Origin of the sequence: Rhizobium sophorae, assembly GCF_013087515.1 — a bacterium.
Lineage (GTDB): Bacteria > Pseudomonadota > Alphaproteobacteria > Rhizobiales > Rhizobiaceae > Rhizobium > Rhizobium sophorae.
Genome location: NZ_JABFCN010000014.1, coordinates 1 through 22477 on the forward strand (window position 1 = coordinate 1; position 22477 = coordinate 22477).

Consider the following 22477-nt stretch of genomic DNA (forward strand, 5'->3'; position numbering starts at 1 on the left):
CTCGTCATACAGGCCGGCGCGATGGCCGACGGCGGCGATGTCTTCTTGCTCGACATGGGAGAGCCCGTTCGCATCGCAGATCTCGCCCGCAAAATGGTAGAGCTTTCCGGGTTGACGGTCCGCGACGAGAACAATTCCGAGGGCGATATTGAGCTTTCCGTTACCGGTCTCAGGCCCGGCGAGAAGCTCTATGAAGAACTGCTGATCGGGGATAATCCTGAAACAACCGAACATCCCCGGATTATGAAGGCGCGTGAGGATTTCCTGTCTTGGCCCGAGCTGTCGCGAAGGCTCAACGCGCTCAATACGGCATTGGACCGAAACGATATGATCGCTGCACGTGCGACGTTGGCGGAACTTGTTTCCGGCTATTCGTCAACGGGTGAGGTCTCGGATTTGGCTTTCACCGGCGCAGAGGCCAATACCGCCGCCTGAGCCATCCAGTCAGCAGGCTCACGTGCCAGACGTCAGCTTCGAACGACGGGCGCAAAGCGCGTGCTGCCGCGATCCGCACAAATAAGAGCGACGAGGTAAGCGAAGATCGGATCCAAGGCTTTCTGATTGAACATGATGCCAAAGCTGCCCGTTATGACGTAGCTGCTGACAAGCAGAAGAGCGAGCGCAATAGCTAAATCCCGGCCCGGTCCCGCTTCCTTTCTCAACGCGCCTATCACGGGCGTCAGCAGCATCAGCGAAAGTGCCGCAATGCCGAAAACGCCGGCGTCGATTCCCGCGGTCAGGAAGCCGTTGTGGACATGCGAGTAAGGCAGCTGCGGCCTTATGTTATCGGGCAGCTCTGCCAAAACCGAAGCCATCCGGTTCTGAGGGCCATAACCAGTCAACGGGTCCTTACTGATTGCCGATAGGGCGCCTTTGTACAAGGCGAACCGCGCACTGAGCGACGTAATTTCGCCGTCGGTGCGTTCGAGCGATGTCAGATTTTCTTGAAGAGCCTGGATGCGATGGAGGATCTGGCCGCTGCCCAGGGTGATAAGTCCCGCCAACAGCAAAGCGCTGGTAATGGCGAGGCTGCGCAAACTCAAATGGAAGCTGTGTTTGCGAAAATACCAGAGAAAGATGACGATGTGGATGGGAATGACCAGCCAGGCCGAGCGCGTTCCGGAAAGCAGAACGCAGCCTAGACCCGCGGCATATCCCAATATCGCAATTCTTTGCTCGACGCTCCTGGGAGACTGAATGTTGAGAAGCGCAATGCCGCCGAACAGAATACCTATCACGCCCAAGAGTGCAGCGTTCGAAGTCCCAGCCTCTGCCCTATCCATCAGAAACATGATCTGCAGGAGACTGAAAAGAAAGGTGACGATCATGCCGATGCCCGCGCCGAGGATAAAGAGCGGCACGAGACGGCCATCGGGAGATTGGCGCATCCGCGGCAATATCAGCCAGACCGAGAAGAAGGGCAGGAGCCGGAATATCCAGTCCGATACCTCGGAGTAAGGCGGATTGATGAAGATGCTGGCGATCATCACCAGCGGGTAGATCGACATGCCAATGGCAACCAGCCGGTCGGATTTCGACAGGTTCAAGGCGAGGCGGCCCGTCGCTAGACAGTAAATGCCCCACACCATCGACGCGAGGAGGATGAAGGAGTTAAAGTTTGGGGAAAGCCCTGGAAGGATTGCAAAGAGGAAGACGGCAATGCGGTTGTTTCGGTCGAGTGCGCTTCCGGCCTCATCCCCTGAACCAAGCACTGCCATCTTGAGTTGTCTGAAATAATTCACTTTGCCGGTCCTGACCGTGTCGATGCTGACTCGCTAAGGATCGTCATCACAGCTGTCAAGCTGTGATGAGCGTGCAATCTATGGCTTTATTCGACGTGGTATTCCGGCAACAGGCGCCCGGACAGACGTGGTTCTGTTCGATGATGGGTAGCAAATGGGTGCGACGGTAAGGCCAACTTCAACAGAAAACACGTCTGAGGTGCGGGCTTTGATTTGAAGGTTTGCTCGTCCAGCGGCCGGCGGGTGTGCCGGCGGAGAGAAGCGGCAAATCGGGGTGGCCACGGGCAGTCGAAGAAACGATGCAGCGCCTCGTTGAAGTGATCGGCGGCGGCTATCGCCAATATGGGCGTGTCGAACCTTCCGCCGATGATCGACCAATGAGATATCCAAGCCCGAACGCGACGATGCCGGTGGTGAGCAACAATGCGCTTGCGGTGCGCGGGTGCTGTCTGGCACCGAAGGCGACGGCATAAGCCTCACGTTTCATCTCTTTGGCTGCCGACTTCGCGACCTTAGTCAATCCCTCCGGCTGCTCAGTGGGCGTTCCGGTGAATCCGGCGTTCAAGTTGTGTTTGTCGGTCATGTCGGGGACCTTTCTGAATGAAACGAGGTCTGAGATTGGCGCGAGGCGGAAAGTTCAATCCTGCTCGCGCGTGCCGGGGGAGGCTTCGCGCTGATCGGCGTCCTCGAGATCGGTCTTGACGAGGAATGCATCGGTATGTTGGCGCGAGGCCTCTCGCAGTGCTGCGAGGTTTGGAGGATTGTCGCCTTCACCCTGCTGTGCATCGAGTTCATGTTCAGCCAGCGTCCAGTGATGCCCGTGCTTGCCTTCCGGTCTCCCTTCCTTCTCCCACAGGGAATATGCCCTTTTTCGGATCTCCTGCTCGCGGGCGGCTGCCGGCGACTCTCCGCTCTGCCTGTCGATTTCGTTGGCGGCTCGCCGAGCCATCTTCCGTCCGGTTGCGTCCGCAGCGGGTAGAGCTTCCGGCCGGCCGCCGTCAGCCGTATTTTCGCTTGTCTTGCGTCGTGCTGGCTTTTTCATGAGGGTCTCCTTGCGGATCTCAACCAACTTGGCCGATCTAAGTTCCAAACAAAGAGTGCCTCGGGCTTCCGATTCCGCGAGGCCTATGCCGTTCATCAGCGCTTACACCGCAATTCCCGTCCCATGCTTTCGACCTGTCGAGCCTGAGGTCCGCGCGTCGACATGCTCATTCGCGAAGCGCTGAATCTCCAGATGCGATGTCATACCGTCACTCGTCTGCGGCGTGTCTTGGCAGGGTTGTAAAATTGATATACTAGTATGCCGGAAACTCCTAACGTCCCGGTATGTCATGCACCAGGCATCAGAAGCTGAAGTCTTGGTATCCCCGACGTCGCGGGAGGTCGGGGGCAGGCTGCGCCGTATCACCACGGCCGGCGCCATCTACGATCGCCTCTACGCTGACATCGTGTCACTGCGGATGCCGCCCGGCATGTTGCTGCAGGAAAAGCGGATCGCCGTTGATTTCGGCGTCAGCCGCACGCCGGTGCGCGAGGCGCTGCTCCGGCTTTCCGAAGGCGGACTGGTCGACATCTACCCGCAGTCAGGCACCGTCGTGTCGCGGGTGCCGGTCTCGGCGATCCCTGAAGCGGTCGTCGTACGCAAGGCGCTCGAAGGCGCGACCGTCGAGGCTGCGGCTCTCACCGCGACGGCCGCCGATATCGCTCGTCTCGATACCATCATTGCCCGGCAGCGGGCGCATGCCGCGACTGGCAATGCCTCGAGCTTCCATGAGGAGGACGAGGCCTTCCATGAGACGATCACGCAGATATCGGGTTATCCCGGCATCTGGGCAATCCTGAAAACGGTCAAGGTGCAGATCGACCGGGCACGGCGCCTGACGTTGCCGGTGCTTGGGCGCACGGATAATGTCGTGCACGAACACATGATCATCCGCGATGCGCTCGCCGCCCATGATGCGGCGGCGGCACGCAGCGCGATGACCCATCATCTGAGTGCCGTCATTCCCGATGTCGACGAGTTGCGCGCGCGTTACCCCGATTATTTCTGCTGACGGCAGGCTAACACGAAACGAAAAGCCAGAGGGAAGGAATAAGGATGCGACAGGGTTGGAGATGGTTCGGACCGGAAGCGCCGGTGACGCTGGATGACGTCCGCCAGACGGGTGCGACGAATATCGTCTCTTCACTGCATCAGGTGCCGATCGGCAGGGCCTGGACGGAGAAGGAAGTGCGTGAACGCCAGGCTCTGATCGAGACGACGCCCGGCGACCGCTCGCCGCTCGTCTGGTCGGTCGTCGAGAGCATCCCGATCCCCGACGCCGTCAAGCGCAAGGGCGGCGAGGCCAAGGCCGAAATCGAGGCGTGGATCGCCAGCCTGGAAGCGGTCGCCGCCTGTGACATTCCGATCGTCTGCTATAATTTCATGCCGGTGGTGGACTGGACCCGCACCGAACTCGATTTCGTGACACCGACGGGCGCTACTGCCATGCGTTTCGATCATGAACGCTTCGCAGCCTTTGATCTCTTCATCCTGGAACGGCCGGATGCGGCGCAGCATTATTCGAGGGAAGACCGCGAACGGGCGCGTATCGTCTTCGAGGCGATGACGGATGACGAGGTCGCCGACATCACCCGCATCATCACCTCGGCTCTGCCGGGGTCGACCACCGAACCTCTGACCATTCCGGCCTTCCGCGAAAAGCTTGTCGCCTATAGCGGCATCGATGCCGCTCGGCTGCGGCGGCATCTGATCGAATTCCTGGAGGCGGTGACGCCGGCTGCCGAAGCGCGCGGCGTCAAGCTGACGCTGCATCCAGACGATCCGCCGCGTTCGCTGTTCGGCCTGCCGCGCATCGCCTCGACGGCCGATGATTATGCCGCTCTCTTCGATGCGGTGCCATCGGCGGCGAACGGCATGTGTTATTGCACCGGCAGCCTCGGCGTGCGCGCCGAAAACGACCTGCCGGCGATCGCTCGGCGCTTTGCCTCGCGCATCCACTTCGCCCATCTGCGCGCCACGACGCGCGAGGGTGACGGCCGGACATTCCATGAGAGCGCGCATCTGGAAGGCGACGTCGATATGGTCGCCGTCCTTAGCGAACTGGTCGCGGAAGACCGCCGCCGCAGTCCCGAAGACACCATCGTCTTCCGCTCGGACCATGGCCATCGCATGCTCGACGACCTCGACAAGGTCGTCACACCAGGCTACCCGGCCATCGGCCGCATGCGCGGCCTCGCCGAACTGCGCGGCATCCTGCATGCGCTTGGCGCTCCGCCGAACTGAGGGTATCGTCGAAGGGTATCGGGCAAGAGATGGCAAGACGCTGCCACACGACTCTTCTCCCCGCTGGGGAGAAGAGGGGAGCAAGCCGCACCGGGCCGCTCGTAAGGAAAATCATCGCGCTCGGAAGCCCCGAGCGATGCTTCAGAGCGCGCAACCTTTCAGGAAAAGATCGGCGCACATCTTCGCCCGAGCCGCAATCGTCTCAATCTTCGGCGGCGGCTCCTGGCGCAGCATCGCGGCACGCTGCGGCTCCATGATCATCATCCCGCGCAGCATGCCGCAGGCCGCATGCGGATCATCAAGCGCAATCAGTCCACGATCGATCTGCTTGTGCAGCCAGTTCTCCATCAGTGTATTGGTCCTGACGACTGCCTTTTCGTAGAAGGCGTTGGCGATCTCGGGGAATCGATCAGACTCGCTGATGACGAGCCGGGTCACGGTGATCGTATCGACCGAAAGCGTCAGCATGCCATAGGCCATCAGCATGCGTTCCAACCCTTGCCTGAGATCGGCCACGGCGAGTGTGCCGGGGTCAAGCGCCAACAAAAAACGCTCCGTGCGCTCCGTGATCATCTCTGAAAAGAGATCTCCTTTCGTCGGAAACAGGCGGTAGAGCGTCTTGGTCGAAATGCCGGCCTCCTGCGCGATCGCAGCGATGCTAGCCGCGGCATAGCCATTCTCGTGGAACTGCCTGTTTGCCGCCTCGATGATCACGCTTCTCGTATCCTCGTCGCAGCGGACTTGCGGGCGTCCTCGCGGCTTCTTCTCGATTTTGTGATTTTGGACCATGACAATTTTCCAAATTTTTATTGACATCTATTTTCTAATGCATATTTTGGAAAATATCAAGTTTCCTAAAGTGCATTTCATTCGAATTCAAAGGCCGCAGCCCAAGTGACGGCGACCGTCATTAGGAGAAAGACAATGACCATCAAGACGCTGCATGCCTTGAACAACAATACTGCCGTCGAAAACACTGCCGAAGCCGTACCTGCAAGCCTGGACGCCGGCCAGCCGCCGCGCGTCGCGGAAGCTGCCGCCACCGTTGCCGAGGAAAAGCCCGCGCGCAGGCGCGGCGGCCGCTCCCTGCTTCTCGGCGCCACCGCGCTGGTGCTGATCGCCGCCGGCGCCTATTACGGTCATGATTACTGGACGGTCGGCCGCTTCCATATCTCGACAGACGATGCCTATGTGAAGGCCGACAATAGCACCATCGCCCCCAAGGTTTCCGGCTATCTCGCCGAGGTGCTGGTCATGGACAACGAGACGGTGAAGGCCGGACAGCCGCTTGCCCGTATCGACGACCGCGACTTCAGGGCGGCCCTCGATCAGGCCAAGGCCGACGTCGCCGCGGCCGAAGCTACCGTCAACGCCAAGCAGGCTTCACTCGATATCCAGCAGTCGACGATTACCGCCGCCCGCGCGACCGTCGACGTCGACCGCGCCAATGAGACCTTTGCCGAGCAGAACAACAAGCGTTATTCGAACCTCGCCACCAGCGGCTATGCTCCGGTTCAGACGGCGCAGCAGGCCGCCGCGCAGATCGCTGCCGCCCAGGCGACCATCGTCCGCGACAGCGCCTCGCTCGACGCCGCCGTCAAGCAGGTCGATCTGCTGAACGCAGAGCTTGCCCAGGCGAGGGCGGCCCTTGCGCGCAGCCAGGCCGTCCAGCACCAGGCCGAGCTCAATCTCTCTTATGCGACGATCACCGCGCCCGTCGACGGCACCGTCGGCAACCGGACGCTACGCGTCGGCCAATATGTCCAGGCCGGCACTCAGCTGATGTCGGTCGTACCGACGACGGCTGCCTATGTCATCGCCAACTACAAGGAAACCCAGCTCACTGACGTCCAAGCCGGCCAGCCTGTTGATATCGAGGTCGATATGTTCCCGGGCCGCACCTATCACGGCCATGTCGACAGCCTCGCGCCGGCAAGCGGCCAGGAATTCGCGCTGCTGCCGCCTGACAACGCCACCGGCAACTTCACTAAGGTCGTCCAGCGCATTCCCGTGAAGATCGTGCTCGACGGTGACGCCGCCGCAAACGGCGACCTGCGCCCCGGCATGTCCGTCCAGCCGAGCATCGATACCAAGAACGACCGCAGCTAGGACCGGGGGACGAGGAGTTCGTGTCATGTCCACCATCGCAGCAACAGCCATCGCCGTTCCGCAGCCGAAAGCCGGCGCCAGCACCAGAGACTGGATCGCCGTTCTCGCCGGCATGATCGGCGCCTTCATGGCGATCCTCAACATCCAGATCACCAATGCCTCGCTTCTCGACATCGAGGGTGGCATCGGAACAGGCGTCGACAACGGCGCCTGGATCTCCACCTCCTATCTGATTGGCGAGATCGTCGTCATCCCGCTGACGGCCTATTTCAGCAATGTCTTCTCTTTCCGCCGCTATATCCTCGTCAATTCCGTCCTCTTTCCGCTGTTTTCGATCGCCTGCGCCTTCGCGCATGATCTCGGCACGATGATCGTGCTGCGCGGCCTGCAGGGCTTTGCCGGCGGCGTGCTGATCCCCATGGCTTTCACCATGGTGCTGACCAAGCTGCCGAAGTCGCAGCAGCCGCTCGGCCTGGCGATTTTCGCGCTCTCGGTCACCTTCGCACCGGCGATCGGCCCGACCATCGGCGGCTACCTCACCGAAAATTACGGCTGGCAGACGATCTTCTTCATCAATGCCATTCCGAGCGCCATTATGGCGGTCGCCCTTGCCCTGACGCTCGACAAGCAGCCGATGCAGCTCGGCCTGCTGAGGGAAGGCGACTGGGCGGGGATCTTCACCATGGCCATCGGTCTGTCGGCGCTGCAGACGGTGCTCGAGGAAGGCAATAAGGAGGACTGGTTCTCCTCGCCCTTCATCGTCAAGCTCAGTATCCTTGCGCTTGCCTTCCTCGTCGCCTTCATCTGGATCGAGCTCACGGTGAAGAAGCCGCTGGTCAAGCTCAGTCTGCTGAGGCAGCGCAATTTCGGCATCGGCGTTGCCGTCAACGTGCTGGTCGGCGTCGCCCTCTTCGGCACCGTCTACATCCTGCCGCAATATCTCGGCCAGGTGCAGCGCTACAATGCCGAGCAGATCGGCAACGTGCTGGCCTGGACCGGCCTGCCGCAGCTGCTTTTGATCCCGCTCGTCCCGGTGATGATGAAGCGCTTCGATGCGCGGTATATCGGCTTCATCGGCATCTCGATCTTTGCGATCAGCTGCTTCATGAACATCACGCTTTCGGCCGACACGGCAGGTGACCAGTTCTGGATCCCGAATATCATCCGCGCCATCGGCCAGGCACTGGTGCTGACGCCGATCACCGCCATCACCACTGCCGGCATTGCGCCTTCAGATGCGGCCGCCGCCTCTGGCCTGACCAACATGCTGCGCAATCTCGGCGGCGCCGTCGGCACGGCGACGCTCGGCACGGTGCTGACCAAACGCGAGCAGTTCCACTCGAACATCATCGGCCAGTCGGTGACGCTCGGCCGCGATGAAGTCCGCACCCGTCTCGACCAATTGACAGGCTACTTCCTGCAGCATGGTGTCTCCGACCATGCCGTCGCAGCCCAGAAGGCCGTCGTGGCGCTTGGCCAGGTCGTCAAACGCCAGGCCCTCATCCTGGGTTTTGCCGATACATTCGCCGTCATCGGCGTGGTTCTTGCCATTGCAGCGGTGGCCCTGCTGCTCACCCAAAAACCGCGGGCTGGTGGTGGCGCCGGCGCTCATTGAATATCCCTGGCGCTCGCCCGGCTTTCCCGGCGAGCGCTTTTCTGTCTGTCCCTATTCCGGAATTCTGACCGTGAAGGCGAAGCTCGCCACCGCGCCCGGCGCGAGCATCGTGGTAGACGGCCTCTTCGAAAGCTCGCCCGAGCCCCCGGCTTCCGCAGCCGTCCCGTGCCAGGGTTCGATGCAGAGGAAGGGCGCGCCCGGTTTGGTCCATAGCGCAAGGTTGGGCAGGTTTTCGAAATGGAACTGCATGGCCGGCCGGCCTTCGGCGCCGTAACTCAAACCTTCGCCCGCACCGCTCGGGAAAATCATCGCATCCTGCTCGAACATGGCGTGATCGAGCACCAGCCGGCCGGCATCGAACGGCGAGGGCAGGTCGGCTGGATTGATGAGACCGCCTTCCAGCCGCACAAGACCCGGCTCGCCTTTATTGTCGAGCGTTACGATGTGGTCGCGTCCGGAAGCGTCCGGCAATGGCCAGGCGAAGGCCGAATGGAATCCGAGGCCGAACGGCATCGCCTTCTGGTCGCGATTGGTAACCTCCGCCGAGACAGTCAACGCGCGGCCCTCGACCGCATGCACCACGGCCAGCTGAAATTCGAAAGGATAGACCGCCCGGGTCGCATCCGAGGCGGCCAGTTCGAACCGGCACATCGTCTCAGAGGAGGCCGCAAGTACGAATTCGCTGCGGCGGGCAAAACCATGCTGGGCCATCGGATAGACCGTGCCGTCGATCGTTACCTTGTCATCCGGCGCCTTGCCGACGATCGGAAACAGGATCGGCGACCGCCCGGTCCAGAAGGTTGCATCGCCGGTCCATAACCAAGAGCGTCCGTCGCTTGACGTGAGCGCCTGCATCTCGGCGCCGAGGGAGGAGACATCGACGGTGAGATCCTGATTCCCGATCCGGATTGAGCTTGGCATCGCGTTTCCTTTCGCATTGGTTCGGCACCCAGCCATACCGTTCCGAACCGGGGATTTCCACCCAATAGAGGGCGCCACGGCAGCCACACCAGCCATCGCCCTCGTTATTTCCGGATCGCGCCCAATCTCGCGATCACTTCGTTCGGAATGCCGTAGCGCTGAATGGCGTCGCGGTTGTTCCGCAACCCGCATATCTCACGCTGGATCAAGAACGCCCAGACGGCGTCGGACGCTTCGTTGAGAAGCTTCTCGCGGTCTTCGGCACTTTGGCGGTCGGAAGTCCATGCCTTCAGAGCGGCAAGCGCCGCCTCTACCTTCAGCCCGTGACGTCCAAGCGTATCGGCGCGTTCCGACATCAGCTCGTATTCGAGGACGTTGAAACCGTTTGAATTCTGCTGGGATTGTCTGAAGGACTGTGGCGGACGAACGCTCATTGGCACAGGTTCCCGTTAGCGTGGGCCACAATATTATCCAATCGAGCCCTAAATTAAAGAAGGTGAGCATGATGTCGTCGAAAAACCGCTCACAGTTTCAGCATCATGCTCCTGACATCGAGAGGGCGGGAAACAGGCCTATCCTGCCGTGTCGACGCGTGGCATAAGGGCGCCAAAACCTCTTTTCAGGCTCCCGCGCAAACCATGATCCGTATCGAAAATATCAGCAAGCAGCTCAGCCACCGCATCCTCTTCATCGAGGCGTCCGCAGCGCTCAACAAAGGCGAGAAGATCGGTCTCGTCGGCCCGAACGGTGCCGGTAAGACGACGATCTTCCGGATGATCAATGGCGAAGAGCAGCCCGATGAAGGCCAGGTTTCCTGCGAGAAGGGCGTCACCATCGGCTATTTCAATCAGGACGTCGGCGAGATGGCCGGCCACAGCGCGGTTGCCGAGGTGATGAACGGCGCCGGGCCGGTCAGCATCGTTGCGGCGGAGTTGCGCGAGCTCGAAGCCGCCATGGCCGATCCCGAGCAGGCCGACGACATGGACAAGATCATAGAGCGCTATGGCGAGGTGCAGGCGCGCTACGAGGAGCTGGACGGTTACGCGCTCGAGGGACGGGCGCGCGAAGTGCTCGCGGGCCTGAGCTTCAGCCAGGAGATGATGGATGGCGATGTCGGCGCGCTGTCGGGTGGCTGGAAGATGCGCGTGGCGCTTGCCCGCATCCTGCTCATGCGCCCGGATGTCATGCTGCTCGACGAGCCAAGCAACCATCTGGATCTGGAAAGCCTGATCTGGCTGGAGGAATTCCTGAAGGGTTATGAAGGCGCGCTGCTGATGACCTCGCACGACCGCGAGTTCATGAACCGCATCGTCACCAAGATCATCGAGATCGACGGCGGCACCTTGACGACCTATTCCGGCGACTATGAATTCTACGAGCAGCAGCGGGCGCAGAACGAGAAACAGCAGCAGGCCCAGTTCGAGCGCCAGCAGGCGATGCTCGCCAAGGAAATCAAATTCATCGAGCGCTTCAAGGCGCGTGCCTCGCATGCCTCGCAGGTGCAGAGCCGCGTCAAGAAGCTGGAGAAGATCGACCGGGTGGAGCCGCCCAAGCGCCGTCAGGCGGTCTCCTTCGACTTCCAGCCGGCGCCGCGTTCCGGCGAGGACGTGGTCAGCCTGAAGAACGTTCACAAGAAATACGGTAGTCGAAGCATCTATGAAGGGCTGGATTTCATGGTGCGGCGCCGGGAACGCTGGTGCATCATGGGTATCAACGGCGCCGGTAAATCGACGCTGTTGAAATTGGTGACGGGCACCGCCGAGCCTGACGAAGGCAGCGTCGCTCTCGGCGCCAGCGTCAAGATGGGCTATTTCGCCCAGCACGCCATGGATATTCTCGACGGCGAGCACACCGTCTTCCAATCGTTGGAACACCGTTTTCCTCAGGCAGGGCAGGGGCCTTTGCGTGCGTTGGCCGGATGCTTCGGCTTCTCCGGCGACGATATCGAGAAGCGGTGCCGGGTGCTGTCAGGCGGTGAGAAGGCGCGGCTGGTCATGGCAATGATGCTGTTCGACCCGCCGAACCTGCTCGTGCTCGACGAGCCGACGAACCATCTCGACCTCGACACCAAGGAAATGCTGATCAAGGCACTGTCGCAATATGAGGGCACCATGCTGTTCGTTTCCCACGACCGGCATTTCCTCGCCGCCCTCTCGAACAGGGTGCTGGAGCTGACGCCGGAGGGCATCCATCAATATGGCGGCGGCTATACCGAATATGTGGCGCGCACCGGCCAGGAGGCGCCTGGCCTGCGAAGCTGACGATTATTTTTGCGCGGCATGTCGAAACCGCCAGCGTCGAAGCGACCAGCGGAGAGCCGGCCAGCGATATCGGTTGACCGGTCGAAGCAACGGAGGAGAAAATGCCCATGCTGTTGGATCGGATCGAGGTCGTCACCCTGTTCGTCGATGATATCGACGAGGCCAAAACCTTCTACCAAAAGGTCTTTGCGCCCGATGTCGTCTATCAGGACGCGGTATCGGCGGTCCTGAAATTCTCGGGAACGATGATCAACCTGCTCGATGCAGCGCAGGCGCCTCAGCTGGTGGAGCCAGTCGCAGTGTCAGCGACCGGTTCGGGCGCACGCATGCTGCTGACGATCAAGGTCGATGACGTTGATGCGGTTTGTGCAGAACTGCGCGAACTTAGGGTCACGCTGCTTAATGGTCCGATCGATCGTCCATGGGGCCGCCGCACCGCGGCCTTTGCGGATCCGTCGGGTCATGTCTGGGAAGTTGCGCAAGAATTGCGCTAGGAGGGTGTCGCGCGCTCTGAGGCTGCCTTGAAATTTAGGGAGCGTGAGACGTGGGGGTCCGCGCCTTCGGCCCCATCGACGCGTCTCTGCAAGCCACTTCGTCTGTGCGAAGAGCGGATTCGACGGCTATCGCCACGATGATGACCAAATTCCGTGTTGTTCGAAGGCCTCTTCATGCAATCGGGGACGGGCACAACGGCATGGACTGGATCAATCGTTATATCGATCAGCCGCTGCTGCACGGCGCGGCGGGTTTGCTGCGGAGTTGGCATCTCCGCACGCGGCAACCGCCGGAACTGTTGGAGCCGACATGGAATCTCGTCGTGCTCTCCTTTCTCTTGATCGCGAGCGGGCACGTCATGGCCGGCGAGACTTTCACGCTCAGTGTTGCCGCGCTGATCATGCTGGCGCTGCCGTCCGCGCGAAAACTGCTTTCGGCTGTGAAGGCAGGGGGAGGCGGCTACGGTGCTCGGGAATATAAATCGCTGAGAGCGCGCGCCCTCTCCAAACGTGAGGCGGAGTGGTCGGTGCGGATCATCGTCCTGTTCGCATCAGCCTGCCTTCCGTTCGTCGCCCGCATCGACGATCCGGTCGGAGCCTGTTTCATGCTGGGAGCCAGCATCTGGTTCGTACTGACCGGGCCGCTCAAGGCCTATCTCGATGCGGCCGAGCCTCCCGAGCCGAATGAAGGCGACCGGAGGTACAGCGGCGTTTTTCACTTCGGCTGAAATCAGCCGGAGCCACGTTGCATATGCCGACCATGAGACGGACGGGAACCAAATGGGGCGGCCTCCGTTATCTCCACAGCAACGTAAAAGGAGATTGCGATGCTTTATTACGCTCTGGTGTTTCTCGTCGTGGCCTTGATTGCCGGCGTCCTTGGATTTGGCGGCATCGCAGGGGCTTCAGCTTCCATTGCCCAGGTTCTGTTCTTCATTTTCCTGGTGCTGTTCGTCGTATCGCTCGTCATGCGACTGATGCGAAAAGTATAACGCGGACAGATTAAAGTATAAAAACCCGGCGAAACACATTGCCGGGTTTTTCTTTATTGCCACACTCGCTTTGACGTCTACATCACTGAAGGTTTCCGTCCCGGTCGTGGTCGGCCGTCGCGAAATCCGACATCACCCGCTGCATGAATTCGCTTCGGCTGATTCGGCCGTTGTGGTTCGCGTCGGTCAAAGTGAATTGCTCGACCGTCAGGATCTGCACCGTCTCGTCGGACTGCAGGCTGCCGTCCTTGTTCTTGTCGAGACTTCCGAAAGCTGTGCCCATGAAGGTCTCGTATTCCGAACGGTCGACGGCCTTGCTGGCATTGCCGTCGAGCCGGTCCATCTGGCCCTGATACATCGATCCGGGCTGTTGCTGCTGTTGCGCCACTGCCCCAACACATTGGCACAGGATGAGTGTCGTCGCGAAAGCCAAGGTTTTCATCGCTTGATATCCCTCCCCAATTATCGGCAAGCTAGGCGGTTGCCTACGAAACCGCCGCCGCCTATGCCGGCGCCGATAGCAAGCACCTGCCCGGTTCCGGCGCCGATCGTACTGCCGATCAAGCCACCGACAATCGCGCCGCCGACCGTTCCCGCGATGCAGCCGAATTCGGAATTACGATCCGAGACGGCCTGCGACGTCGGCCCGGACTGGCAAGCGGAGACGGCAAGGCATCCCGCCAGTATGATGTTTGTCTTGCGTATGCGCATCTTTCCCTCCCGATAAATTACCCGCTATCTCCAATAGAGATGAGCGGGCGTACGATTGTCCGGCCCCCGCGAAAATATCGCCTGATTATATTTCTCAAATTCAGACTTGGTTTCTGTTCGAACAGAAGCAGTTTTCCGGACAGCAAGCGGAAATTCTGTGGCAATGCCAAGCAATCATGCCGTTTCCTCTCCAGTTGCGGTGCTGCATGGAGAGTATTTTCAAATAGTACAGCTATCTATACGGCATGGCAACCTTCGCGATCATCAATCGCCTATCCAAATAGGGCGCCTGCAATTTGCATGATACCGCTCGTTGAGAGTTGACGGCGATCAGGATCGTGCCTTTCCGGCAACCATCCCTGACAACATCGTGAAATAACCGGATGACGCGAAAAGATGCCTTCGAAATGTCCCAATGGGAGCTGAACCGTAAGCGTGTTTGTCGCCTGCGCCCTCCCATGCGCTTTGATATGCGATGCGTAAAATGATGCCGGATCGGGACCGTTTTGCGGTTCCATCCGTTATCTGTTGCCGAATCTGGTGGCGAGTAGCCGGGTATGCTCCCGTCACGATTTGAGAAGGAGAAACTTATGAAAAAAATTCTTGCGACGGCGTTTGCCGCGGTATCGTTGACGCTGGTCGGCGCTGGGGCGGTTAATGCCGCCGACCTCGGCACCAGGACCTATGAAGAGCCGGATCTGCGCAATGGCGTGAAGATCGGTTACCTCACCTGCGATATCGGCGGCGGCACGGGTTATGTGCTCGGTTCCTCCAAAGAAGCCGACTGCATCTTCCAGTCGACCGTCGGCAACGAACTTTCGGATCGCTATACGGGCGAAGTGAGAAAGCTCGGCATCGACCTTGGTTTCACCACGCGCAGCCGCCTGATCTGGGCCGTGTTCGCGCCGACGGCTGGCTATCACCGCGGATCCCTCGCCGGCCTCTATGTCGGCGCTACCGCCGAAGCGACGCTCGGCGCTGGTGTCGGCGCCAATCTCCTGGTTGGCGGCACCTCCGGCTCGATCCATCTGCAGACGGTCAGCCTGACCGGTCAACTCGGCCTCAACGTTGCAGCCGGCAGCGCCTCGATGACGCTCACACCAGCGAATTGATATGGCCTTTTTGACATCCCCTGCCGCGTCGCGGCGGGGGATGTCATTTCGTCTGAGGCGCGTTCGCACCCTCGCATGCCCAAGCCGGATCACGACATGATGGATATTCGAATGGCAACGCCCGGCGAGGACGAGATCGTGGTTGGGCACTATCTGAAGATCTGGGACAGCTACGGCACACCACCGGAACACTACAGGCCCGATGCGGTGGCGCGGATCTTGTCTTTCATCAGAAGCGGTCGCGAAGAGCGCTGCCTGACCTCGTTCCTTGCCATCGTCGACGGCGACATTGCCGGTTCCGCATCCTGCCAGCTGCACCAAGCGCCGTTTCCGGAGGTCATCCGGCCGGAACAGCGGCTGCACGGTTACATCTGGTCCGTCTATGTTGCCGACGCCTTCCGCCGGCGCGGCATCGCACTGGCGTTGACCAACAAGGCTGTCGACTATCTGAAATCGATCGGCTGCACGACCGCAGTCATCCATGCCTCGGATGCCGGCGAACCCGTCTATCGGGCCGCTGGTTTCGAACTGGCGAAGGAAATGCGCCTGAAGTTTACCGCGGAGTAGCGACCGGCGATCGCCGGAGCCGCCGCCCAGCTTTCCGCCTATACTTTCGCTCGGCCGGGTGCGATAAAAGTAGCGATCGTCGTCTCGTCATGGCCGGCCTCGCGCAGGAAGCGGCTGGCGAATTCGATGGCAGGGCTTCTGAGCGCATCGTCCGGTCGGATCAGGTGAAAGGCCACATGGTAATCGAGCGTCCGCTCGGATACGGCGACGACGCGCCCGGTGGCCAGCGCGGCATCCGACAGCGGCGGCCGCGCGAGTGCGATGCCGAGCCCCTGGGCGCAGGCATCGATCACCAGATTATAGTCCTCGAAGCGCCGATCGTGGCCGCGCGGTATATAGTCGACGCCCTCACGGGAGAGCCAGCGCCGCCAGCCTTCAATATTCGAATCGTGCAGGATCGGCAGATCGAGCAGCGCCGAGGCATCGGAGCGCTGCCCGAGCCGCTCCGCCAGCGCCGGGGCGGCGATCGGAAACGATTTCTCCTGCCAGAGCGGCAGGGCGCGCACGCCGGCCCATGGTCCCTTGCCGCAGCGAATGGCAAGATCCGTGCCTTCGCCGAAATCTGCCAGCCGGTGTTCGAGCGTCAGCTCGACATGCAGCTCGTTTCCTTCGAGCTTCGGCAGGCGTTGAAACAGCCATAGAGAGGCGACAGAGGGCGTCACCGAAAGGCGCACCACCGCCTTGTTGCGGCGAGGCAGCCAGCGTTCGCCGCTATTGCCGAGCAGCGTAAGTGCTTCTTCCGCCCGCGCGAAAAACCGCATGCCTTCCGGCGTCAGGCGCACGCCTCGGGCTTCGCGCGCAAACAGGCGAACGCCCATCCAGCGCTCCAGGCGCGAGACCTGCCGCGACACCGCACCGTGAGTGATGCCGCTTTCCTCGGCCGCGGCGGAAAATGATCCGAGGCGCGCGGCGCGGGCAAAAGTCTCGAGTGTATCGAGCGGTGGAAGAACTGGCGAGCTGTGAACCATGCGCACATTTGATCATCGATTGCGATGCTTTTCAAGCACGCATCGAAGGCCTAATTCACTATCGCAGAAACACATGGAGGCAAAAATGAGCATGGCGGCATGCGCACCGATTTCGACGAAACAGCAAGGCGGGTTCGATCTGGTGGCCTTTGCGGCGATCGTCGTCACCATCCTCTCCTGGGCTTCCTCCTTCGTGGTGATCCGCATCTGTCTCGGACCGCTGACGCCGATCGAACTGGCGACGGCGCGCTATGTGGCAGCCGGCGTCATCGCCCTCGTCTATCTCGTCATCTATCGGCCGATGCCGGAAAAACGCGATTTTTTCCGGCTCTCCGTTGCGGCGGTACTCTTCATCGCCGCCTATGCGGTTCTGCTGAACACCGGCGAGCAGACCGTTGCGGCGGGACCGGCGAGCTTCATCATCAACACCATGCCCGTCTTCACCGCCCTCATTGCCACATTCGCGCTTGGCGAGCGCTTCGGCCGTTGGGGCTGGGTGGGCACCGCGGTTTCCTTCGGCGGCGTGGCGCTGATTGCGGTCGCCTCCGACGGCGGCTTCAAGCTCGATCCGAATGCCGTCCTCATCCTGGGCGCAGCGCTCTGCTCGGCGATCGCCAGCGTGCTGCAGAAGCCGCTGCTCGGGCGCTTGCCGGCGCTTGCCGTCACTGCCTGGATCCTGCTCATCGGTTCCGTGCCACTGTTTCCGGCCGTCCCGGCGACGATTCAGGCGCTGGCCGCCGCACCGACGGAGGTGAACTGGGGCGTTGCTTATCTCGTTGTCTTTCCGACCGCGATCGGCTACCTCACCTGGGCGATCGCCCTGAAGCGGCTGACGGCCGCCCGCGCCTCGAATTTCCTCTACGGCGTTCCGCCAGTCGCCACGCTGATCGGGTTCGTCTGGCTGGGCGAGACGCCGACGGCGCTCGGCGCGGTCGGCGGCGTCATGGCAATCCTCGGCGTGCTGGTCGTCAACGTGATGCGGAAGCGGTAGCGGTGAATTCAGGCCGTGAAGGCGGCTTTGTAACAGATAGGCATTGCGCTGCAGTTCGCTTTCTTTAAAACGAAAGCAGATCGAAAGGCGCACGCTCATGTTCTTGACCGACCGGCAAACTGAAATCGTGGCGATTGCGAAATCCAGCGGCAGGGTGCTGGTCGAGGAACTCGCCTCCCGCTTTTCGGTCACGCCGCAGACGATCCGCAAGGACCTGAACGATCTCTGCGATGCGCAGGTACTGACACGCATCCATGGCGGCGCCACCTTCCCGAGCGGGACGGAGAATGTCAAATACGAGGCACGCCGCCAGATCGCCGCTTCCGAGAAACAGGCGATCGGGATTGCCGCGGTCGAGCTGATCCCGAGCGGGGCCTCGCTCTTCATCAATATCGGAACGACGACAGAGGCGGTGGGCGAGGCGCTTGCCGACCACCACGAGCTGATGGTGATTACCAATAATATAAATGTTGCCAATAGGTTGCGACTTTTCCCGGCAATCGAGGTGGTCATTGCCGGCGGGGTCGTGCGTGGTTCGGACGGTGGGATCGTCGGCGAGGCGGCCGTCGATTTCATCCGCCAGTTCAAGGTCGACTACGCCGTGATCGGCGCGTCGGCGATCGATATCGACGGCGCGCTTCTCGACTATGATTTTCGCGAAGTGAAGGTCGCCCAGGCCATCATCGCCAATGCCCGGCATGTGATTCTCGTTGCCGATTCGACGAAGTTCGAACGCACCGCACCGGTCCGGATCGGCCAGCTTTCCCAGGTTCATACCTTCATCACTGATCACTGTCCTGTGCCGTCGATCCGCAATCTCTGCCTCGAAAACAATGTGAAACTTATCGAAACGAACGGCAGATTTCGCTAGACAACTGACCCCTGACAAACATTCGTTTGACATTCGTATTCCTTTCGTTTTAACTGATGTTGCTTTCGCAATTGCGCAAGTTTTGTGCGATGCGAAATCGACGGCGGGCTCGGAGGGGGAATTGGGCCGAAATATTCACGACATATTCGTCATCGGTGGCGGCATCAACGGCTGCGGCATTGCGCGCGACGCCGTCGGGCGCGGTTATTCGGTGGCGCTGGCGGAGATGAACGATTTCGCCTCGGGTACCTCGTCGGGTGCCACCAAGCTGATCCATGGCGGCCTGCGTTATCTCGAGCATTACGAGTTTCGTCTGGTGCGTGAATCGCTGATGGAGCGCGAGATCCTCTGGGCGATGGCGCCGCACATCATCTGGCCGCTGCGTTTCGTACTGCCCTACCACAAGGGCGGCATCCGTCCGGCCTGGCTGATCCGGCTTGGTCTCTTCCTTTACGATCATCTCGGTGGTCGCAAGCTGCTGCCGCCGACAGCCGTGCTCGACATGCGTCACGATCCGGCCGGCAAGCCGCTGAAGGCGCTGTTTTCCAAGGCCTTCGAATATTCCGACGGCTGGGTCGACGATGCCCGCATGGTAGTGCTGAACGCCCGCGATGCCGCTGACAAGGGTGCGCTGATCATGCCGCGCACCAAGGTGGTGTCGGCAAGGCGCGAGAATGGCCTGTGGCATATCGAGACCACCGATACCCTCACCGGTCGCAATGACAGCCATCAGGCCCGCATGCTGGTCAATGCCGCCGGTCCTTGGGTCGACCATGTCATTCGTTCCGCCATCGGCCAGAACGAAGCCCATCATGTCCGCCTCGTCCAGGGCAGCCATATCGTCGTTAAGAAGAAATTCGATGATGTGAGAGCCTATTTCTTTCAGAACCCCGACAACCGCATCATCTTCGCCATCCCCTACGAGGGCGACTTTACCTTGATCGGCACCACGGATCGCGACTACACCGCCGATCCCAGGGACGTCAGGATTTCGGAGGAGGAGACGGTCTACCTCTGCAATGCGGCGTCGGAATATTTCAAGGAGCCGGTCAGGCCCGAAGATATCGTCTGGACCTATTCGGCGGTCAGGCCGCTTTATGACGACGGCGCCTCGAAGGCGCAGGAGGCGACGCGCGACTATGTGCTGAAGCTAGAGGGTGAAGGTGACGCCGCGCCGCTGCTCAACATCTTCGGGGGAAAGCTCACCACCTATCGCCGGCTTTCAGAACATGCACTGGAGAAGATCGGTGCTGCGATCGGCGTCAAGGGCGCCCCGTGGACGGCCAAAAGCCATCTGCCGGGCGGCGACTTCCCGGTCCGCGGTTACGAGGCACAGGTTGACAAGCTGAGGCGGCGTTATTCGTTTCTCGCCGATCCGCTTGCCCGCCGCCTGGTGCGCCGCTACGGCACCAAGGCGGAGCTGTTGCTTGGCAATGCCAGCGGCATCGACGATCTCGGACGGCTTTTCGGCGGCGATCTCTACGAGGCGGAGGTCACCTATCTCGTCGAACATGAATGGGCCCGGCACGCCGAAGACGTGCTGTGGAGGAGAACAAAGGATGGTCTGCGCCTTTCGAAGGAGCAGGCCCAGTCACTGGAGGAGTACATGGCTGCCATGCCGGCGATGGCCGGATAGGAGTCATGTGGTCCCCGATGCGTGGAGGCACGGGAATCGGAATGCTGGAACTGCGAAACGCCGCCAAGATCGTGGGCGCGGACTATCATATCTATCCGACCGATCTGGTTCTCGAGCGGGGCACGCTGAACGTCCTGCTCGGGCCGACGCTCGCGGGTAAGACGTCCCTGATGCGGCTGATGGCGGGGCTTGACCGGCCGACCGGCGGCTCCATCCATTTCGACGGCACTGACGTCACCGGCATGCCGGTGCAGAAGCGCAACGTCGCCATGGTCTACCAGCAGTTCATCAACTATCCGGCGCTGACCGTCTACGACAACATCGCCTCGCCGATGCGCATATCGGGCAAGGATGGTGCCACGATCGACAGTGAGGTGCGCAAGGCGGCCGAGCTGCTGAAGCTCACGCCCTATCTCGACCGCACCCCGCTCAATCTGTCCGGCGGCCAGCAGCAGCGCACCGCGCTTGCGCGCGCACTCGTCAAGAATGCCAGCCTCGTGCTGATGGACGAGCCGCTCGCCAATCTCGATTACAAGCTGCGCGAGGAACTGCGCGAGGAACTGCCGAAGATCTTTGCCCAATCCGGCGCGATCTTCGTCTATGCGACGACCGAGCCTTCCGAGGCGCTGCTGCTTGGCGGCAACACGGCAACGCTGAACCAGGGCCGGGTGACCCAGTTCGGACCGACGATCGAGGTCTATCGCCGACCCGTCAATCTCGCCACCGCCGGCATTTTCGCCGACCCGCCGTTGAACACCCTCGACGTCACGAAATCCGGCAATGTCTTCACGCGTCCGAGCGGGGTGACGATCTCGGTTCCCTCGCATCTGGCCGTCGTGCCGGATGGTCCCGTCACCATCGCCTTTCACCCGCATCATCTCGGCCTTGCGCCGCAGACGGGCGACGCGGCCCGCCTGCAGGCGCGCACGCTGGTATCCGAGATCACCGGCTCGGAGAGCTTCGTTCACCTGGAATATGACGGTGTGCGTTGGGTGATGCTGGCGCACGGTATTCACGACATCGATCCCGACATGGAGGTCGAAGCTTTTCTCGACACCCGCCATCTGATGGCCTTCGGCAGCGACGGCCGCGCCATCGCTGCGGCTGGAAAGGCATAGGAGAGCACAATGGCACGCATCACGCTCGACCATATCCGCCACGCCTACGGCACCAATCCGAAGTCCGACAAGGATTATTCGCTGAAGGAAGTCGATCACGAATGGAACGATGGCGGCGCCTATGCGCTGCTCGGCCCTTCCGGCTGCGGCAAGACCACGCTGCTCAACATCATCTCCGGCTTGCTGCAGCCCTCGCACGGCCGCATCCTGTTCGACGGCAACGATGTCACGAACCTTTCGACGCAGAGCCGCAACATCGCCCAGGTGTTCCAGTTTCCCGTCATCTACGACACGATGACCGTCTATGACAATCTCGCCTTTCCCCTGCGCAACCGCGGCGTGGCCGAGGCTGATGTTGACCGGCGTGTCCGCGATATCCTCGAAATGATCGATCTCGCCGGCTGGGCCAGGCGCAAGGCGCAGGGGCTGACGGCCGATCAGAAGCAGAAGATTTCGCTCGGCCGCGGGCTGGTGCGCAACGACGTCAACGCCATCCTGTTCGACGAGCCGCTGACCGTCATCGATCCGCATATGAAATGGGTGCTGCGCTCGCAGCTGAAGCGGCTGCACAAGCAGTTCGGCTTCACCATGGTCTATGTTACCCACGACCAGACCGAGGCGCTGACCTTCGCCGAGAAGGTCGTCGTCATGTATGACGGCCAGATCGTCCAGATCGGCACGCCGGCCGAGCTCTTCGAGCGGCCGAGCCATACCTTCGTCGGTTATTTCATCGGTTCGCCGGGCATGAATTTCATGCCGGCCAGGATCGAGGGCAGTGCCGTCAAGGTCGGAGACGAGACGCTGACGCTCGATTACGCGCCGAAGACGGCAGGCATGGCCAAAACCGAACTCGGCATCCGCCCCGAATTCATTCGCCTCGGACGAGAGGGCATGCCGGTCACCGTCAGCAAGGTCGAGGATATCGGCCGGCAGAAGATTGTGCGCGCCCGCTTTGCCGGCCAGCCGATCGCCATCGTCGTGCCTGAAGACGCCGACATTCCCGCGGACGCCCGCGTCACCTTCGATCCGTCCGCCATCAGCATCTACGCCGACAGTTGGCGTGTCGGCAGGGAGGCCTGAGCC

General features: G+C 61.1%; 25 protein-coding genes. 16 read left to right on the forward strand and 9 right to left on the reverse strand.

Annotated features, from left to right (window positions below; translation table 11 throughout):
- Window positions 1-435: polysaccharide biosynthesis protein (locus G9X64_RS07940; RefSeq protein ID WP_171376331.1), on the forward strand; the 435-nt coding region annotated here is incomplete at its 5' end.
- Between the two features lie 32 nt (window positions 436-467).
- On the opposite strand, the gene G9X64_RS07945 is transcribed toward G9X64_RS07940, so the two are convergent.
- From G9X64_RS07945 to G9X64_RS07955, 3 genes are all read right to left on the reverse strand, one after another.
- Complete coding sequence (locus tag G9X64_RS07945) at window positions 468-1742, reverse strand: O-antigen ligase family protein (protein WP_171376332.1); 1275 nt, start codon at window positions 1740-1742, stop codon at window positions 468-470.
- A 331-nt stretch (window positions 1743-2073) separates the two neighbouring features.
- Entirely contained in the window at window positions 2074-2325 is a 252-nt protein-coding gene (locus G9X64_RS07950) for a hypothetical protein (protein ID WP_168307635.1), read from the reverse strand.
- Window positions 2326-2379: 54 nt separating this feature from the next.
- Complete coding sequence (locus G9X64_RS07955; protein WP_168307636.1) at window positions 2380-2784, reverse strand: DUF2934 domain-containing protein; 405 nt, start codon at window positions 2782-2784, stop codon at window positions 2380-2382.
- 289 nt (window positions 2785-3073) lie between these two features.
- On the opposite strand from G9X64_RS07955, the gene G9X64_RS07960 reads away from it, so the two are divergent.
- The gene (locus tag G9X64_RS07960) at window positions 3074-3796 is read left to right on the forward strand and encodes a GntR family transcriptional regulator (RefSeq protein ID WP_168307637.1); all 723 of its coding nucleotides are present in this window, start codon (window positions 3074-3076) and stop codon (window positions 3794-3796) included.
- 44 nt (window positions 3797-3840) lie between these two features.
- Entirely contained in the window at window positions 3841-5028 is a 1188-nt protein-coding gene (uxuA, locus tag G9X64_RS07965) for a mannonate dehydratase (RefSeq protein ID WP_171376333.1), read from the forward strand.
- 141 nt (window positions 5029-5169) lie between these two features.
- Here the strand turns inward: uxuA and G9X64_RS07970 are convergent, their stop codons facing one another.
- Window positions 5170-5817 carry a TetR/AcrR family transcriptional regulator gene (locus tag G9X64_RS07970; protein WP_168307639.1) on the reverse strand — a complete coding sequence of 216 codons (648 nt, stop codon included), beginning with the start codon at window positions 5815-5817 and terminating at the stop codon, window positions 5170-5172.
- 135 nt (window positions 5818-5952) lie between these two features.
- Between G9X64_RS07970 and G9X64_RS07975 the strand changes: the two genes are divergently transcribed.
- Both G9X64_RS07975 and G9X64_RS07980 read left to right on the forward strand, forming a co-directional pair.
- The gene (locus G9X64_RS07975; protein WP_171376334.1) at window positions 5953-7137 is read left to right on the forward strand and encodes an HlyD family secretion protein; all 1185 of its coding nucleotides are present in this window, start codon (window positions 5953-5955) and stop codon (window positions 7135-7137) included.
- Window positions 7138-7162: 25 nt separating this feature from the next.
- Entirely contained in the window at window positions 7163-8752 is a 1590-nt protein-coding gene (locus tag G9X64_RS07980) for a DHA2 family efflux MFS transporter permease subunit (protein ID WP_168307641.1), read from the forward strand.
- 51 nt (window positions 8753-8803) lie between these two features.
- On the opposite strand, the gene G9X64_RS07985 is transcribed toward G9X64_RS07980, so the two are convergent.
- A complete protein-coding gene (locus tag G9X64_RS07985; protein ID WP_168307642.1) occupies window positions 8804-9673 on the reverse strand; it encodes an aldose 1-epimerase family protein in 870 nt (289 codons plus the stop codon).
- Between the two features lie 104 nt (window positions 9674-9777).
- The gene (locus G9X64_RS07990) at window positions 9778-10107 is read right to left on the reverse strand and encodes a DUF6665 family protein (RefSeq protein WP_168307643.1); all 330 of its coding nucleotides are present in this window, start codon (window positions 10105-10107) and stop codon (window positions 9778-9780) included.
- 204 nt (window positions 10108-10311) lie between these two features.
- On the opposite strand from G9X64_RS07990, the gene G9X64_RS07995 reads away from it, so the two are divergent.
- From G9X64_RS07995 to G9X64_RS08010, 4 genes are all read left to right on the forward strand, one after another.
- A complete protein-coding gene (locus G9X64_RS07995; protein ID WP_168307644.1) occupies window positions 10312-11934 on the forward strand; it encodes an ABC-F family ATP-binding cassette domain-containing protein in 1623 nt (540 codons plus the stop codon).
- 101 nt (window positions 11935-12035) lie between these two features.
- The gene (locus G9X64_RS08000; protein WP_168307645.1) at window positions 12036-12428 is read left to right on the forward strand and encodes a VOC family protein; all 393 of its coding nucleotides are present in this window, start codon (window positions 12036-12038) and stop codon (window positions 12426-12428) included.
- A 137-nt stretch (window positions 12429-12565) separates the two neighbouring features.
- Window positions 12566-13156 (forward strand): hypothetical protein, encoded by a 591-nt coding sequence (locus G9X64_RS08005; RefSeq protein WP_168308093.1) that lies wholly within the window; start codon window positions 12566-12568, stop codon window positions 13154-13156.
- Between the two features lie 99 nt (window positions 13157-13255).
- Window positions 13256-13420: a DUF1328 domain-containing protein gene (locus tag G9X64_RS08010; protein ID WP_003549551.1), complete on the forward strand. Its 165-nt coding sequence runs from the start codon at window positions 13256-13258 to the stop codon at window positions 13418-13420.
- 82 nt (window positions 13421-13502) lie between these two features.
- On the opposite strand, the gene G9X64_RS08015 is transcribed toward G9X64_RS08010, so the two are convergent.
- Both G9X64_RS08015 and G9X64_RS08020 read right to left on the reverse strand, forming a co-directional pair.
- The gene (locus tag G9X64_RS08015) at window positions 13503-13862 is read right to left on the reverse strand and encodes an EF-hand domain-containing protein (protein ID WP_168307646.1); all 360 of its coding nucleotides are present in this window, start codon (window positions 13860-13862) and stop codon (window positions 13503-13505) included.
- Window positions 13863-13882: 20 nt separating this feature from the next.
- The gene (locus tag G9X64_RS08020) at window positions 13883-14131 is read right to left on the reverse strand and encodes a YMGG-like glycine zipper-containing protein (RefSeq protein ID WP_003549546.1); all 249 of its coding nucleotides are present in this window, start codon (window positions 14129-14131) and stop codon (window positions 13883-13885) included.
- 590 nt (window positions 14132-14721) lie between these two features.
- Here G9X64_RS08020 and G9X64_RS08025 point away from each other — a divergent pair.
- Window positions 14722-15243: a DUF992 domain-containing protein gene (locus tag G9X64_RS08025; protein ID WP_168307647.1), complete on the forward strand. Its 522-nt coding sequence runs from the start codon at window positions 14722-14724 to the stop codon at window positions 15241-15243.
- Window positions 15244-15342: 99 nt separating this feature from the next.
- Window positions 15343-15810 (forward strand): GNAT family N-acetyltransferase, encoded by a 468-nt coding sequence (locus G9X64_RS08030; protein WP_246270933.1) that lies wholly within the window; start codon window positions 15343-15345, stop codon window positions 15808-15810.
- Between the two features lie 38 nt (window positions 15811-15848).
- On the opposite strand, the gene G9X64_RS08035 is transcribed toward G9X64_RS08030, so the two are convergent.
- The gene (locus G9X64_RS08035; RefSeq protein ID WP_171376336.1) at window positions 15849-16778 is read right to left on the reverse strand and encodes a LysR substrate-binding domain-containing protein; all 930 of its coding nucleotides are present in this window, start codon (window positions 16776-16778) and stop codon (window positions 15849-15851) included.
- Window positions 16779-16851: 73 nt separating this feature from the next.
- On the opposite strand from G9X64_RS08035, the gene G9X64_RS08040 reads away from it, so the two are divergent.
- From G9X64_RS08040 to G9X64_RS08060, 5 genes are all read left to right on the forward strand, one after another.
- Window positions 16852-17769, forward strand: coding sequence for a DMT family transporter (locus tag G9X64_RS08040; RefSeq protein WP_171376337.1), 918 nt, complete (start codon window positions 16852-16854; stop codon window positions 17767-17769).
- A 97-nt stretch (window positions 17770-17866) separates the two neighbouring features.
- Window positions 17867-18640, forward strand: coding sequence for a DeoR/GlpR family DNA-binding transcription regulator (locus G9X64_RS08045; protein ID WP_003549541.1), 774 nt, complete (start codon window positions 17867-17869; stop codon window positions 18638-18640).
- 121 nt (window positions 18641-18761) lie between these two features.
- Window positions 18762-20276, forward strand: coding sequence for a glycerol-3-phosphate dehydrogenase (gene glpD / locus G9X64_RS08050; RefSeq protein WP_168316211.1), 1515 nt, complete (start codon window positions 18762-18764; stop codon window positions 20274-20276).
- A 41-nt stretch (window positions 20277-20317) separates the two neighbouring features.
- Window positions 20318-21394 carry an ABC transporter ATP-binding protein gene (locus G9X64_RS08055; RefSeq protein WP_171376338.1) on the forward strand — a complete coding sequence of 359 codons (1077 nt, stop codon included), beginning with the start codon at window positions 20318-20320 and terminating at the stop codon, window positions 21392-21394.
- A 9-nt stretch (window positions 21395-21403) separates the two neighbouring features.
- Complete coding sequence (locus G9X64_RS08060; RefSeq protein WP_168307652.1) at window positions 21404-22474, forward strand: ABC transporter ATP-binding protein; 1071 nt, start codon at window positions 21404-21406, stop codon at window positions 22472-22474.
- Window positions 22475-22477: the final 3 nt, after the last annotated feature.

What these genes read in the sequence shown, in the direction of transcription:
- G9X64_RS08025 (WP_168307647.1), top strand. Translation starts at nt 14,722, where the DNA reads ATGAAAAAAATTCTTGCGACGGCGTTTGCCGCGGTATCGTTGACGCTG.
- G9X64_RS08000 (WP_168307645.1), top strand. Translation starts at nt 12,036, where the DNA reads ATGCCCATGCTGTTGGATCGGATCGAGGTCGTCACCCTGTTCGTCGAT.
- G9X64_RS08030 (WP_246270933.1), top strand. Translation starts at nt 15,343, where the DNA reads ATGGATATTCGAATGGCAACGCCCGGCGAGGACGAGATCGTGGTTGGG.
- G9X64_RS08010 (WP_003549551.1), top strand. Translation starts at nt 13,256, where the DNA reads ATGCTTTATTACGCTCTGGTGTTTCTCGTCGTGGCCTTGATTGCCGGC.
- G9X64_RS07970 (WP_168307639.1), bottom strand. Translation starts at nt 5,817, where the DNA reads ATGGTCCAAAATCACAAAATCGAGAAGAAGCCGCGAGGACGCCCGCAA.
- G9X64_RS08015 (WP_168307646.1), bottom strand. Translation starts at nt 13,862, where the DNA reads ATGAAAACCTTGGCTTTCGCGACGACACTCATCCTGTGCCAATGTGTT.
- G9X64_RS07955 (WP_168307636.1), bottom strand. Translation starts at nt 2,784, where the DNA reads ATGAAAAAGCCAGCACGACGCAAGACAAGCGAAAATACGGCTGACGGC.
- G9X64_RS08045 (WP_003549541.1), top strand. Translation starts at nt 17,867, where the DNA reads ATGTTCTTGACCGACCGGCAAACTGAAATCGTGGCGATTGCGAAATCC.
- G9X64_RS08005 (WP_168308093.1), top strand. Translation starts at nt 12,566, where the DNA reads ATGATGACCAAATTCCGTGTTGTTCGAAGGCCTCTTCATGCAATCGGG.
- G9X64_RS07960 (WP_168307637.1), top strand. Translation starts at nt 3,074, where the DNA reads ATGCACCAGGCATCAGAAGCTGAAGTCTTGGTATCCCCGACGTCGCGG.
- G9X64_RS07985 (WP_168307642.1), bottom strand. Translation starts at nt 9,673, where the DNA reads ATGCCAAGCTCAATCCGGATCGGGAATCAGGATCTCACCGTCGATGTC.
- G9X64_RS07980 (WP_168307641.1), top strand. Translation starts at nt 7,163, where the DNA reads ATGTCCACCATCGCAGCAACAGCCATCGCCGTTCCGCAGCCGAAAGCC.
- G9X64_RS07950 (WP_168307635.1), bottom strand. Translation starts at nt 2,325, where the DNA reads ATGACCGACAAACACAACTTGAACGCCGGATTCACCGGAACGCCCACT.
- G9X64_RS07975 (WP_171376334.1), top strand. Translation starts at nt 5,953, where the DNA reads ATGACCATCAAGACGCTGCATGCCTTGAACAACAATACTGCCGTCGAA.
- G9X64_RS07995 (WP_168307644.1), top strand. Translation starts at nt 10,312, where the DNA reads ATGATCCGTATCGAAAATATCAGCAAGCAGCTCAGCCACCGCATCCTC.
- G9X64_RS08020 (WP_003549546.1), bottom strand. Translation starts at nt 14,131, where the DNA reads ATGCGCATACGCAAGACAAACATCATACTGGCGGGATGCCTTGCCGTC.
- G9X64_RS08055 (WP_171376338.1), top strand. Translation starts at nt 20,318, where the DNA reads ATGCTGGAACTGCGAAACGCCGCCAAGATCGTGGGCGCGGACTATCAT.
- G9X64_RS08060 (WP_168307652.1), top strand. Translation starts at nt 21,404, where the DNA reads ATGGCACGCATCACGCTCGACCATATCCGCCACGCCTACGGCACCAAT.
- G9X64_RS08035 (WP_171376336.1), bottom strand. Translation starts at nt 16,778, where the DNA reads ATGGTTCACAGCTCGCCAGTTCTTCCACCGCTCGATACACTCGAGACT.
- G9X64_RS08040 (WP_171376337.1), top strand. Translation starts at nt 16,852, where the DNA reads ATGGAGGCAAAAATGAGCATGGCGGCATGCGCACCGATTTCGACGAAA.
- G9X64_RS07990 (WP_168307643.1), bottom strand. Translation starts at nt 10,107, where the DNA reads ATGAGCGTTCGTCCGCCACAGTCCTTCAGACAATCCCAGCAGAATTCA.
- uxuA (WP_171376333.1), top strand. Translation starts at nt 3,841, where the DNA reads ATGCGACAGGGTTGGAGATGGTTCGGACCGGAAGCGCCGGTGACGCTG.